This window comes from Micromonospora peucetia, from assembly GCF_900091625.1.
Classification (GTDB): domain Bacteria; phylum Actinomycetota; class Actinomycetes; order Mycobacteriales; family Micromonosporaceae; genus Micromonospora; species Micromonospora peucetia.
This window is the reverse complement of record NZ_FMIC01000002.1, coordinates 5393534-5405832: the sequence shown is the minus strand read 5'-3', so window position 1 is coordinate 5405832 and position 12299 is coordinate 5393534. Positions and strand designations below refer to the sequence as shown.

The window sequence follows — 12299 nt, the reverse complement described above, 5'->3', positions numbered from 1 at the left end:
TGTGGGTCTGTCTGCCGTGTTCGACCGGCTGCTCGGCCGGCCGGTGCCCGGGCAGCGCGGGCCGGAGCCTCGACGGTCCAATCCCGACGCGGTGGTCGACTGCGCCGTCTACCTCGCCGGGCGGCGCGAGCCGGGCCGCCCGCACTACGCCGACGCGTACGCCCGCAGCCGCCGCACCCGGGACGCCTTCGTCTGGCTGGGTCTGCACGAACCGGACCCGGCGGTGATGGCGGCGGTCGGCCGCACCTTCGGGCTCGACGACCTGACCGTCGAGCAGACCCTCGCCGACGGCCACCGTCCCACGGTGCGGCGCGACGGGGACGTGACCCTGCTGGTGCTGCGCACCGCCGGTTACGTGGAGCACGCCGAACTGACCGACACCTCCGAGGTGATCGACACCGGGGACGTGATGGTCCTGCTCGGCGACCGCTTCGTCATCACCGTGCGGCACGGCGCCGCCGGCGCGCTCACCTCGGTCCGCGCCGACATCGAGCACCGCCCGGCCGTGCTCGCGGAGGGCCCCTGGGCCGTGGCGTACGCGGTCTGCTCCCGGATGGTCGACCTCTACCTGGAGGTCTCCGGGCACGTCGAGCGGGACCTGGAACGGGTCGAGGAGACCGTCTTCGCCCGGGACCGTTCCGCCGACATCCAGCACATCTACCAACTCAAGCGGGAGGTGGTGGAGTTCAAGCGGGCGGTGCTGCCGTTGCAGGCGCCGCTGCGCTCGCTGCTCGACCAGCGGCTCGGCAACCCACCCCGGGGCCTGCGGCGGTGGTTCGCCGACGTGGACTCCCGCCTGACCCGGGCGGTGGACCGGGTCGCCGCGTACGACGACCTGCTCAACTCGATCCTGCAGTCCCGGTTGGCGCAACTCGCGGTGGACCAGAACAACGACATGCGCAAGATCGCCGCGTGGGCCGCCATCGCCGCCACCCAGACCGGCATCGCCGGAATCTACGGCATGAACTTCGCCACCATGCCCGAGTTGGGCTGGCGCTACGGCTACCCCGCCGTGCTCTGCCTGATGGCGCTGACCGCGATCACCCTGCACCGCCTCTTCCGCCGCTCGGGCTGGCTCTGACCGCGCCGGCGCCCGACCGTCGGCGCCGGCCACTACCCTCCCCCACATGATGTGGCGGCGGTACGTGGCGATCGGCGACAGCACCACGGAAGGGCTCGACGACCCCGACGACGCCGGCGGCTACCGGGGCTGGGCCGACCGGTTCGCCCTGGCGGTGGCCCGCTCCCAGGGCGGGCTGGAGTACGCCAACCTGGCGATCCGGGGTCGCACGACCGCCCGCGTCCGCGCCGAGCAACTGCGACCCGCCCTCGATCTCGCGCCGGACCTCGCCACCGTGGTGGCCGGGATGAACGATGTGCTGCGCCCGTCCTTCGACGCGGACCGGGTCGCCGAGGACGTCGGGACGATGCAACGGGCGCTGGTCGCACAGGGCGCCACAGTGCTGACCTTCACCCTGCCGGACCCGGTGCCGGTGATGCCGCTGGCCCGACCGCTGCGCGGTCGGATGCTGGCGCTGAACGCCGCCCTGCGCGCGGTCACCGCGCAGACCGGCGCCACCCTGCTGGACCTCGGCGCCCACCCGGTCGCCTCGGATCCACGACTGTGGAGCGACGACCGGCTGCACGCCAACAGTGCCGGTCACGAGCGGATCGCCGCCGCGCTGGCGCACACCGTCGGCCTGCCCGGCACGGACGACAGCTGGACCCGCCCGCTGGAGGCGGCGCCGCAGCGGCGCGGCCATGCGGTGCTCAACGCCGAGCTGGCCTGGGTACGCCGGCACCTGCTGCCCTGGCTGGCCCGGCACGCCCACGGGCGTTCCTCCGGCGACGACCGGGTGGCCAAGCGCCCCGTGCCGCTGCCGGTCGAGCTTCCCTGACGGAAGCGCCTCGCCCGGGCGTCCTCGGTCAGTCCGTGGCGGGCGGTTCGTCGCCGACCGCGAGGGCGCGCAGCGGGACGGGCTTGACCGGCGCCTGCGCGGTGAACGCCCCGACCTGTTCCGGCCCCCGGCCGGTCACGTCGGAGATCAACTGGCAGACACCGGGCTGGCAGGACCGACCCTGGCACAGGCCCATCCCGGCACGGGTCACCAGCTTCACCGCGTTCGCGGTGCCGAGGTGCGGGTTGGCCCGCAGCGCCCGACGCACGTCGCCGGCCCGCACCTCCTCACACCGGCAGAGCACGGTGTCGTCGGTGACCAGGCTGCCCAGCGCCGCGCGGTCCGGCGCGAACCGGTCGAGCACCCGCGTGACGAAACGTCGCCGGTGGCGCAGCTCCCGGCGGACCGGGCCGGCCAACCCGGCGGCCCGGTGCTCGTCGAGCAGCCCCAGGTCGCGCAGCAGGCCGAGGGCGGCGAGCCGGCCCTCGACCGCCGCCTGCTCGGCGCCCGCGACGCCGGTCAGCTCGCCGGCCACCGCGATCCGCGGCACCGAGGTACGCAGCCACTCGTCGTGCCGGACCACCCAGCCGCCCGCCGGGGAATCCCAGTCCACGGCGCAGCCCGCCTGCCGGGCCAGCTCGACGGAGGGGACGAAGCCGTACCCCAGCGCCAGCACGTCGCAGGGCACCTCCCGGTCGGTCCCGGGCGCCGGCTGCCCGGTGGGGCCCACCTCGGCGAGGGTCACCGAGGTCAGGTCCGGGTCGCCGGTGGCGCGACGGACCACCGTGCCGAACCGGACCGGTACCCCCGCCCGCCGCAGGACCCGCAACGCGCCGACGCCCTCGGCGATCTTGCCTCCCGCGCCCGCCACGGCAGCCAGCCCGGCCGGTCCGGGCAGCAGGTCGCGGCGGCGTTGTACCAGCGCGACCTCGACCACCCGGGCACCGGCCCGGACCAGTTGGGCGGCCACGACCAGCAGCAGCGGGTGCCCCCCGGCCAGCACGAACCGGCCGCCCGGCAGCAGGCCCTGCGCCTTGACGAAGGTCTGCACCCCGCCCGCCGTGAGCACTCCCGGCAGGGTCCAGCCCGGGAACGGCACCGGCAGGTCGTACGCGCCGGCGGTGAGCAGCACCGCCCGGGGTTCGAGCAGGCGGACCCCGGCCGGCCCGTGCGTGGCGACCCGGTAGCGGCCCGGCGCGGGCTGGTCGCCGGCGTACCCGTCGAGGCCGGCCCGGGTGCCGAGGACGCCCCACACCGTGGTGTCGGCGAGCCACCGGACGCCGGCAGCGGCGGTGGCCTCGGCCAGCAGCGCCCGACCTGCGGAGGACGATCCGGCCGGCGGCGTGAACCCGGCGGGTGGTTGGCGGTAGATCTGCCCGCCCGGCTGTTCCTGCTCGTCGACGACGGTGACGGCGGCGCCGTGCCGGCCCAGGATGGCGGCGGCGGCCAGCCCGGCCGGGCCGGCGCCGACCACCACCACGTCGGGCGCGCTCATCGGGGCGCCGCCGTGCGGACCCGCATGTCGGCCCGTACCCGGACCAGACAGGACCGCTGGCAGGGCAGGTCGTCCACGGTGACGACGCACTCGAAGCAGATCCCCATGTTGCAGTAGGGCGCCCGCCGCGCGCCGCCGCGCGTGGTGCCGACGGCCCGTTCACCGGCGGCGAGCAGCGCGGTGGCCAGCGACTCGCCCGGGTGGGCGGCAACCGGCCGCCCGTCGACCTCGATGGTGACCGGCGCGGGTCGGCCCATCGGGGTGCGCCTCGGCGCGTCCGCAGGGTGCGACGGGCGGTGTTCAGACAAAGTTCAGCGCTCCGAAACGGGCGGGTGAGTAGTCCTCGATCGACCGGTCGGGCTGGCCGGTCACGACCATGCCGGCGAGCAGCCGGGCGTAGGTGAGGCCGAGGGTGAAGGCCGAGCCGCCGGTGGCGACGAACAGTCCGGGCCGGCGCGGGACCGCACCGATCAGCGGCAGGTGGTCCGGGGTGAGCGTGGTCATGCCCGTCCAGGTCCGGATCACCGGCAGGTCGAACACCGCCGGGACCACCCGGGCGGCGTCGGCGTTGCCGACCAGCGACTCGTACCGCAGCTCCGGGTTGGTCTCCAGGTCGACCCGTCCGGCCCGGCTGACCAGCTTGGCCGGCCATCCGCCACCGATCAGCACGTTGCCGTCCTCGGTCTGCTTCATCGACAGCCGGCGGCCGACGTGCTGGATCAGGTGCGGCAGGAACGGCTGGCTGCGGGCGGTGGCGCTCATCGTCAGCCCGACCGGGAAGACCGGCAGCCGGACGTCGGCCATCGCGGCCAACTCGGCGGTCCAGACCCCGCCGGCGAGCACCACCGTGTCAGCCAGATGGGTCTCGCCGGCGGTGTCCCCGGGCCCGATCCCGGTGCGCAGTTCCCAGCGCCGGCCGCGCCGGTGCAGCCCGGTGACCCGGCAGCCGGTGCGCAGCACGGCGCCGTACCGGCCGGCGGCCCGGGCCAGTGCCGGGGTGACCAGCCGGGGGTTGGCCTTGCCCTCGCCCGGCACGTGACCGGCGGCGAGCACGGTGTCCGCCAGATACGGCGCGAACCGGCGCAGCTCCGGGCCGGAGAGCACGGCGACGTCGAGGCCGTACTCGCGTTCCAGGGCCGCCTTCCGATCCAGCACGGCGATCTCCCCCGGGGTCTCGGCGAGCATCAACCCGCCGGTGCGGGACACCCCGCACCGCTCACCGAGCTCGTCCTCGACGGTGGCCCAGGCCCGCATGGCGTCCAGGTGCAGCGGGAGCGCGCGGGCCGCCGCACGGGCCGCGTCGTCGCCGTGCTCGACCATCCGGAACTCGAGCTGGAAGTGCAGGCTGCCCGCGTTCTGCCCGGAGGCGTGCCGGTTGACCTGGTCCTTCTCGACGAGCAGGACCCGGTTGCCGGCACGGGCCAGGTGCCAGGCGGTCGCGCAGCCGAGCAGGCCGCCGCCGATGACCGCCGTGTCGTACGTAGTCATGGGAGCAGGTCGAGCTGGGTCATGGTGGCCCGGACGCGGTCCTGTTCGGCGGGGGTCAGCGGGAGCAGTGGAGCGCGGACATGACCGGCCGGTACGCCGCGCAGGGTGAGCGCGTACTTCATGATCGCCTGGGCGTTGCCGAACCGGGCGCCGTAGTCCGGCCCGAACCAGTCCTCCATGATCACCCGGTCGCGGGCGCCGAGCACCCGGGCCCGGTCGAGGTCCCCGGCGCGCAGGGCACGGAAGAAGTCGGGGTGGTCGGCGCCGAGGACGGCGCCGGCTCCCATCAGCCCGTCGCCGCCGATCGTGGTCATCAGCTCGATGCCCACCTCGTTGGTGGGGATGCCGAAGTAGCGCACCCGGTGCCGCAGGGCGACGAGGCCGCGGACGAATCCGCCGAAGTCCGGGGTGGAGTTCTTGACCGCCACCACGGTGTCCAGCTCGCTCAGCTCCAGCAGCAGGTCGGCGTCCAGGTCGACGCCCGTGCCGCGCGGCCAGTTGTAGACGCAGAGCGGCAGGTCCACCGCCTCGGAGACGGCCCGGTAGAAGGCCACGACCTCCGACCGGGTGGGCACCACGTACGGCGGCGGGGTGAGCAGGATGCCGTGCAGGCCGGCGTCCTGGGCGGCCTGGGCGTGCCGGATCGCCTCGGCCGGCGTGTACGCGTTGCAGCCGCCGAGCACCGTGAGCCGGTCGCCGACCTGTTCGGCGGCCGTCCGGAACAGCACGGCGCGCTCCTGTTCGGTGAGGCTGAACCATTCGCCCGTGGTGCCCCCGACGATGAGCCCGTGCAGCCGCTCGGCGGCGAGCCAGTCCAGTTGGACCCGCCAGGCGGCGAGGTCCAGCTCGCCGGTGGCGGTGAACGGGGTGGTGACGGCCGGGAGATAGCCGAACCAGTCGACGCTGTCACGGTCCACTTCTGGTCCTTTCGACGGGCGGCGTCGTACCGCCCACGTGCGCGACGCGGGCCGGGTGACGTGCCGGGTGGGGTCAGGGGGTCGGCGGGGTGACCGCGATGATGAGCCGGGCTCGCTGGTCGCTGGCGTTGCGGTAGAGGTGGGGCAGTCGGGAGTCGAAGGTGATCGCCTCGCCGGTACTCAGCACGTGCTTCTCGCCACCGATCTCGGCGACGACCTCGCCGATGACGGCGATCGCGCACTCGGTCGAGGGGTGCGCCCACGGCTCGGCGGAGCTGGCGTCGCCGGGTGCCAGCTCGGCTTCGAGCACCTCCAGGTCGCCCCGCCCCGGGGTGAGCCGGTCGTAGGCGATCTGCCCGGGGGGTGCGGCGAGCCGGGTCCGCGAGCCGGGCCGGCTGATGTGCACCAGCGGTGCGTCCGGCTCGGAGAAGAGCGCCGCGATGGAGGTGTCGAAGACCCTGGCGAGCTTACGCAGAGTGGCCAAGCTGGGGTCTGTCGCGCCATTCTCGATCTGGCTGAGCAGGGCGGGTGACACGTCGGCCGCGGCCGCGAGCTGGCGCAGCGTCAGGGAGTGCTGCTGGCGCAGGTCGCGGAGCTGGTCACCGAGCATGCGTCTTTCCTCGTTCCAAAACAGTGTGGCTAGAAATGTTTGACGTAACTATACGCTGCTGTCTAGCATGGTCAAACACAAGGCGAACGTGTTTGGTGCAACTAGACAAGCGACGTCGGGGCACGAACCGGACAGGAGTTCCGTCCGGACACATCCAACCTCATGACGGTGTCCGGGCGAAGCCCCGCGGGCCGCCATCGGTTGGCACCAGCGGCCCGGCCGCGGCGTCACCGGCGACGCCGGGCACGACAACCCCCCAGAGCCCGTCTCGCACGGGCCGGTCCATACGAAGGTAGGAACAGCATGTCGGTGTCCCCTCGCCGGCTCCGCGTCGGAGCGATCGCTCTGGCGGCGCTGGTCATAGCCTCCAGCACCGCGTGCAGCGCGGGCGGCAGCGGAGGAAACGGTAACGGTGGTTCGGCAAAGACCCTCACCGTCAACACCTCGTTCGTCCTCAAGACCCTCGACCCCGGCCGGATCTACGAGGCGACCGGCCTCACCGCCGTGCACTCCCTCTACGACACCCTGCTGACCTTCAAGGGCTCGGACGTCAGCAAGCCGGTCCCGGCACTGGCCGAGTCGTACGAGGCCTCCGCCGACGCGAAGACCTTCACCTTCAAGCTGCGCGAGGGCGTGAAGTTCTCCGACGGCACCGCGCTGACCGCCGACGACGTGGTCTTCTCCCTCAACCGGCTGAAGAACGTCAAGGCCAGCCCGGCGGTCATGGTCAGCGGCCTCACGGTCGCCAAGACCGACGAGCGGACCGTGGTGGTCACCTCGGCGACCGCCGACCCGAACATCCCGGTGGTGCTCTCGATGCCGTCGACCGGGGTGGTCAACTCCAAGGTCGCCAAGGAGCACGGCGCGACGGACGCCGCCGACGCCGCGAAGAGCGACACCGCGCAGCAGTACCTCGACACCAACTCGATCGGCAGCGGCCCGTACGTGCTGAAGTCGTACGACCCGTCGTCGCAGGTGGTGCTGGAGGCCAACCCCAACTACTGGGGCACCAAGCCCGAGTTCAGCCGGGTCGTGCTGCGCAACATGGACGTGCAGACCCAGAAGCTGACCATGCAGCGGGCCGGCGGCTCGGAGATCGCGCTGGACATCTCCGGCAAGCTGCTGGAGGGGTTGCCGGACACGCTGAAGACCTCCGCCATGCAGGACACCGTCTACTTCCTCTTCCTCAACGCCGACCCGGCCGTTTCCGGGGTGACCGCGAACCCGAAGTTCAACCAGGCGCTGCGCGCCGCCATCGACTACCAGGGCATCGCCGGGCTGTACGGCAAGGGCGCCGCCCCCGGCGCCGGGCTGGTGGCCCCCGCCTACCCGGGCGCGCTGCCCGCCGGTGAGGAGTCGAAGCGTGACGTGGCGAAGGCCAAGGCGTTGCTCACCGAGGCGGGCCTGACCAACCCCACGGTCAAGTTCAACTACCCGGCCATCACCTACAAGGGGGTCGACCTGGGCACGGTGGCAACCAAGGTGCAGGGCGACGCCGCCGAGGCCGGCATCAAGCTGGAGCTGACCCCGCAGCCGCTGACCACGTTCCTCGACGAGATGCGTACGGGCAAGATGGCCCTCGGATTCACCCCGCAGAGCCTCAACTACCCGGTCGCCGACTCGCTGATCAACAACATGTCCCCCGGCCAGGCCACCGCGCTGCGCTCGGGCTGGACGGTGGAGCGGGCCGACCCGGCCGTCGTGGCCGCCGGCAAGAAGGTCACCGAGACCCTCGACCTGGCCGCCCGGGCCACCGCCATGCAGGACTGGCAGCGGGCGATGAACGCCGCCTCGCCGTACCTCGTCCTGGCCAGCAACTCCTCCACCGTGGTGGCGAGCGGCGACCTGACCGGCACGGACTACACCGCCGCCGGTTGGCAGGTCGACCTCGCCTCGGTGGGCCGGAAGTAGTCACTCCATGACGACGACAGTCGACGACGCCGAGCCGGGCACGGTCACCACGACCGTGTCCCGGCCCCGGCCGCACCGCTCACTGCTGCTGTTCCTGGTCAAGCGGGTGGCCATCACCGCCGGCCTGCTGCTGGGCGTCACGATCGTGACGTTCGGCCTGGTCACGGTGGTGCCCGGCGACCCGGTCACGGCCAACCTCTCCGACCAGGCGCTCAACGACCCGGCGACGGTGGCCGCGTTCCGCGAGAAGTGGGGCCTGGACCAGCCGCTGTACGTGCAGTACTTCCAGTACCTGGGCAACTTGCTGACGGGTGACCTCGGGATCTCCCAGCAGACCGGCCGGACCGTCACGGACGACCTGTTCCAGTACGTGCCGGCGACCATGGAACTGGCCATCCCCACCATGGTGCTGGCGCTGCTGATCGGCACCGGGATCGGCATGCTCGCCGCCGTCCGCAACGGCCGGATCACCGACCAGCTGATCCGCGTCGGCGCGCTGCTCGGCCTCTCCACCCCGCCGTTCTGGCTGTCGCTCGTCGTGCTCTACGTGTTCTTCTACCAACTCGGCCTCGCGCCCAGCGGCGGCCGGCTCTCCACCGACTTCAGCCCACCGCCGACGGTGACCGGGATGTACACGGTCGACGCCGCCGTCGCCGGGCAGTGGGACGTCGCCTGGGACGCCGCCCAGCACCTGATCCTGCCGGTGCTCGTGCTGACCAGCCTGACCGTGGCGATGCTGGTCCGGTTCGTCCGCTCGTCCATGCTGGAGGTGCTCCAGCAGGACTACATCCGGGCCGCGTACGCGAAGGGCCTGCCCGCCCGGGTGGTGTTCCGCCGGCACCTGCTGCGGGCCGGGCTGGTCCCGGTGATCACCGTCTCCGGTCTGGCCTTCGCCTCGTTGCTCTCCGGCACGGTGCTGGTGGAGAACATCTTCGGCTGGCCGGGCCTCGGCCAGTACGCGTACCGCAGCGCGACGGCGCTGGACCTGCCCGCGATCCTCGGCGTCAGCCTGTTCGTGGCGCTGGTCTACACGCTGGTCAACCTCACCGTCGACCTGCTGTACGGGCTCATCGACCCGAGGATCCGGCTGTCATGACCACACTCACACCCGACCCCGTGGCGCCCGACCCGAAGGCGACCGACGCGCTGGCCCGGCGCCGGTTGCTGGGCCGGCTGCGCGGTCGCTCGACCGGGCGGCCCATCTGGCGGCAGCCGATCGCCGTGGTGGCCCTGGTCATCCTCGGCGGGTGGCTGCTGACGGCGCTGTTCGCCCCGCTCGTCGCGCCGTACGACCCGTTGGCGCAGAGCCCGGACGCGTACGCCCCGCCGTCGGGCACGCACTGGTTCGGCACCGACTCCCTCGGCCGGGACGTGTTCAGCCGGGTGATCCACGGTTCGCGCCTGTCGATCCCGCTCGCGCTCGCCATCGTCTCGCTCGCCCTGCTGATCGGCGGCCTGCTCGGCCTGGTCGCCGGCTACGTGGGCCGGTTCGTCGACGAGGCGCTGATGCGCCTGACGGACCTGGTCTTCGCGTTCCCGCAGATCATCCTGGCGATGGCGGTGACCGCCGCGTTCGGGCCCAGCACCCGCAACGCCGTCCTCGCGCTGGTCATCGTCTCCTGGCCGGTCTACGCCCGGGTCATCCGCAGCGCCGTGCTGACCATGCGCGGCGAGGACTATCTCAGCGCCGCCCGGCTGCTCGGCATCGGGCCGGTCCGCGCGCTGCGCCGCGACGTCCTGCCCAACAGCGTGGGGCCGGCGATCGTGCTGGCCACCCTGGAGCTCGGCAACGCCGTGCTGCTGCTCTCCGCGCTGTCCTTCCTCGGTCTCGGTCCCCGCCCGCCGGCCGCCGAGTGGGGCTCGATGGTGGCGCTCGGCTCGCAGGACCTCTCCATGTGGTGGGTCAGCGTCTTCCCCGGCCTGGCCATCCTCACCGTGGTGATGGCCTTCAACGTGCTCGGCGACGCGCTGCGCGACCGGATCGACCCCCGCTACGCGAAGGGACGTTGAGAATGCGACCGCTGCTCGAGGTCGACTCCCTGGCCGTCACCCTGCCCGGCCCCACGGGGCCGCTGCCGATCCTGCACGACGTGTCGTTCACCGTCGGTGAGGGTGAGATGGTCGGCATCGCCGGGGAGAGCGGGTGCGGCAAGAGCCTCACCGCGCAGACCCTGCTCGGGCTGCTGCCCGCCGGCGCCAAGGTCACCGGATCGGCCCGGTTCGACGGGACCGAACTGCTCAACCTGGACACGAAGCGCTGGCAGAAGGTGCGCGGGGCCGGGATCGCGATGGTCTTCCAGGACCCCACCGCCGCGCTGCACCCGATGCTCACGGTGGGCCGGCAACTGACCGAACACATGCAGGTCCACCTGGGCCTGGATCGGCGCGCGGCGGACCGGCGGGCGGTGGAACTGCTCGACCAGGTCCGCATCCCCGACCCGCAGCGGGCGGTGCGGGCGTACCCGCACCAGTTCTCCGGCGGCATGCGGCAGCGGGCGGCCATCGCGATCGCCCTCGCCGCCCGCCCCCGGCTGCTGATCGCCGACGAGCCGACCACCGCGCTGGACGTGACGGTGCAGGCCGGCATCCTCGCGCTGCTGGACCAGTTGCGCGCCGAGACCGGGCTGGCCGTCGCCTTCATCACCCACGACCTCGGGGTGCTCAGCGCGCTCACCACCCGCGGGTACGTCTTCTACGCCGGGCGGGTGGTGGAGACCGGCCCCACCGGGGCGCTGCTCACCGCGCCGCGCCACCCGTACACGGCGGCGCTGCTCGGCGCCCGCCCGCACGGCACCCAGGCCGTCGGCACGCTGCGTCCCATCCCGGGCGGGCCGCCGGCGCCGGGGCAGGCGCCGCCCGGATGTCCGTTCCAACCCCGGTGCGGGTACGCCGAGCCGTCGTGCGGCACCGCGCCTCCCCCGCTGTCCCCCGCCGGCGCCGACCGGTCGGTGGCCTGCGTGGTCCGTCCGCACCTGGAGGTGGCGGCATGAACGAGCCGGTCGGATCGGGCAGCCTGCTCGAGATCAGCGACGTCGAGGTGGAGTACAAGCCGCGCGGCCGGGGGCCGGTCCGGGCGGTGGCCGGGGTGAGCCTGGAGGTGGCGCCGGGCCAGATCGTCGGCCTGGTCGGCGAGTCCGGCTGCGGCAAGTCGTCGCTGGCCCGGGTGGCGGTCGGGCTGGCCGCGCCGAGCGCCGGGACGATCCGGTTCGCCGGCCGCCCGATCACCCCGCTCGGCTGGCGGCGCCGGCCGGTGCCGGAGGTCGGGCTCCAGATGGTCTTCCAGAACCCGTACGCGTCGCTTAACCCCCGGCGCACCATCGGCGCCCAACTCCTCGACGGGGTGCCGGACACGGTGACCGGGGCTGCCCGCCGGACGCGGGTCGCCGACCTGCTGGACCGGGTCGGGATGCCGGGCGAGGCCGCGGAGCGCTATCCGCACCAGTTCTCCGGCGGCCAGCGGCAACGGCTCGCGATCGCCCGGGCGCTCGCGCCGGAACCCCGGATGATCATCGCGGACGAGCCGGTCACCGCGCTGGACGCGTCGTCGCAGGCGCAGGTGGTCAACCTGCTCGTCGGGCTGGTCCGGGACCTGGACATGGGGATGCTCTTCATCTCGCACGACCTCTCCCTGGTGCACGAGATCGCCGACGTGACGGCGGTGATGTACCTGGGCCGGATCGTCGAGACCGCGCCCACCCGTCAGCTGTGGCACTCGCCCCGGCACCCGTACAGCCGGGCGTTGATCGACGCGGTGCCGCAGATCGGCCCCCACCCGCAGCTGCCCAGGACGCTCGCCGGGGAGGTGCCCGACCCGGCGCACGCGCCGGCCGGCTGCCGGTTCCGGCCGCGCTGCCCGCACGCCTTCGGGCCGTGCGGCAAACAGCCGCCCACGCTCGACCTCGGCGGCCGCAGCGCCGCCTGCTGGCTCAACGACCCCGCGGTGGCGCCGACCACCGTGCCCGCCGCGTAGAGGACACCGC

General features: G+C 73.4%; 12 protein-coding genes. 7 read left to right on the top strand and 5 right to left on the bottom strand.

All coding sequences use genetic code 11. From position 1 onward, the window contains the following. Position 1 precedes the first annotated feature (1 nt). Together GA0070608_RS24375 and GA0070608_RS24370 are read left to right on the top strand one after the other, a co-directional pair. Entirely contained in the window at positions 2 to 1081 is a 1080-nt protein-coding gene (locus GA0070608_RS24375; RefSeq protein ID WP_245715921.1) for a magnesium and cobalt transport protein CorA, read from the top strand. A gap of 46 nt (positions 1082 to 1127) precedes the next feature. Beyond that, positions 1128 to 1898, top strand: a complete 771-nt coding sequence (locus tag GA0070608_RS24370; protein WP_091630805.1) for an SGNH/GDSL hydrolase family protein — start codon at positions 1128 to 1130, stop codon at positions 1896 to 1898. 28 nt (positions 1899 to 1926) lie between these two features. Here the strand turns inward: GA0070608_RS24370 and GA0070608_RS24365 are convergent, their stop codons facing one another. From GA0070608_RS24365 to GA0070608_RS24345, 5 genes are all read right to left on the bottom strand, one after another. After that, the gene (locus GA0070608_RS24365) at positions 1927 to 3393 is read right to left on the bottom strand and encodes an FAD/NAD(P)-dependent oxidoreductase (RefSeq protein ID WP_091630804.1); all 1467 of its coding nucleotides are present in this window, start codon (positions 3391 to 3393) and stop codon (positions 1927 to 1929) included. Continuing rightward, positions 3390 to 3650 carry a (2Fe-2S)-binding protein gene (locus tag GA0070608_RS24360; RefSeq protein ID WP_091630803.1) on the bottom strand — a complete coding sequence of 87 codons (261 nt, stop codon included), beginning with the start codon at positions 3648 to 3650 and terminating at the stop codon, positions 3390 to 3392. Before GA0070608_RS24360 ends, GA0070608_RS24365 begins: the two co-directional genes overlap by 4 nt. 43 nt (positions 3651 to 3693) lie before the next feature. Then, positions 3694 to 4881 carry an NAD(P)/FAD-dependent oxidoreductase gene (locus GA0070608_RS24355; RefSeq protein ID WP_091630802.1) on the bottom strand — a complete coding sequence of 396 codons (1188 nt, stop codon included), beginning with the start codon at positions 4879 to 4881 and terminating at the stop codon, positions 3694 to 3696. After that, on the bottom strand, positions 4878 to 5798 hold the full coding sequence (locus tag GA0070608_RS24350) for a dihydrodipicolinate synthase family protein (protein ID WP_091630801.1): 921 nt from the start codon (positions 5796 to 5798) through the stop codon (positions 4878 to 4880). Before GA0070608_RS24350 ends, GA0070608_RS24355 begins: the two co-directional genes overlap by 4 nt. Before the next feature lie 73 nt (positions 5799 to 5871). Beyond that, on the bottom strand, positions 5872 to 6408 hold the full coding sequence (locus GA0070608_RS24345) for a helix-turn-helix domain-containing protein (protein ID WP_091630800.1): 537 nt from the start codon (positions 6406 to 6408) through the stop codon (positions 5872 to 5874). Positions 6409 to 6711: 303 nt separating this feature from the next. On the opposite strand from GA0070608_RS24345, the gene GA0070608_RS24340 reads away from it, so the two are divergent. The 5 genes from GA0070608_RS24340 to GA0070608_RS24320 are packed head-to-tail and all read left to right on the top strand — an operon-like array spanning position 6712 to position 12289. Next, a complete protein-coding gene (locus tag GA0070608_RS24340; protein WP_091630799.1) occupies positions 6712 to 8319 on the top strand; it encodes an ABC transporter substrate-binding protein in 1608 nt (535 codons plus the stop codon). A 7-nt stretch (positions 8320 to 8326) separates the two neighbouring features. Continuing rightward, positions 8327 to 9415 carry an ABC transporter permease gene (locus GA0070608_RS24335; protein ID WP_218107579.1) on the top strand — a complete coding sequence of 363 codons (1089 nt, stop codon included), beginning with the start codon at positions 8327 to 8329 and terminating at the stop codon, positions 9413 to 9415. Continuing rightward, on the top strand, positions 9412 to 10329 hold the full coding sequence (locus GA0070608_RS24330; protein WP_091630798.1) for an ABC transporter permease: 918 nt from the start codon (positions 9412 to 9414) through the stop codon (positions 10327 to 10329). The genes GA0070608_RS24335 and GA0070608_RS24330 overlap by 4 nt, the downstream gene beginning before the upstream one ends. Positions 10330 to 10331: 2 nt before the next feature. Continuing rightward, entirely contained in the window at positions 10332 to 11309 is a 978-nt protein-coding gene (locus GA0070608_RS24325) for an ABC transporter ATP-binding protein (protein WP_091630797.1), read from the top strand. Further along, the gene (locus GA0070608_RS24320) at positions 11306 to 12289 is read left to right on the top strand and encodes an ABC transporter ATP-binding protein (protein WP_091630796.1); all 984 of its coding nucleotides are present in this window, start codon (positions 11306 to 11308) and stop codon (positions 12287 to 12289) included. The genes GA0070608_RS24325 and GA0070608_RS24320 overlap by 4 nt, the downstream gene beginning before the upstream one ends. The last annotated feature ends 10 nt before the right edge of the window (positions 12290 to 12299 follow it).

Coding starts and splice junctions, on each gene's coding strand:
- GA0070608_RS24370 (WP_091630805.1), top strand. CDS start 1,128: ATGATGTGGCGGCGGTACGTGGCGATCGGCGACAGCACCACGGAAGGG.
- GA0070608_RS24365 (WP_091630804.1), bottom strand. CDS start 3,393: ATGAGCGCGCCCGACGTGGTGGTGGTCGGCGCCGGCCCGGCCGGGCTG.
- GA0070608_RS24360 (WP_091630803.1), bottom strand. CDS start 3,650: ATGGGCCGACCCGCGCCGGTCACCATCGAGGTCGACGGGCGGCCGGTT.
- GA0070608_RS24355 (WP_091630802.1), bottom strand. CDS start 4,881: ATGACTACGTACGACACGGCGGTCATCGGCGGCGGCCTGCTCGGCTGC.
- GA0070608_RS24345 (WP_091630800.1), bottom strand. CDS start 6,408: ATGCTCGGTGACCAGCTCCGCGACCTGCGCCAGCAGCACTCCCTGACG.
- GA0070608_RS24340 (WP_091630799.1), top strand. CDS start 6,712: ATGTCGGTGTCCCCTCGCCGGCTCCGCGTCGGAGCGATCGCTCTGGCG.
- GA0070608_RS24335 (WP_218107579.1), top strand. CDS start 8,327: ATGACGACGACAGTCGACGACGCCGAGCCGGGCACGGTCACCACGACC.
- GA0070608_RS24330 (WP_091630798.1), top strand. CDS start 9,412: ATGACCACACTCACACCCGACCCCGTGGCGCCCGACCCGAAGGCGACC.
- GA0070608_RS24325 (WP_091630797.1), top strand. CDS start 10,332: ATGCGACCGCTGCTCGAGGTCGACTCCCTGGCCGTCACCCTGCCCGGC.
- GA0070608_RS24320 (WP_091630796.1), top strand. CDS start 11,306: ATGAACGAGCCGGTCGGATCGGGCAGCCTGCTCGAGATCAGCGACGTC.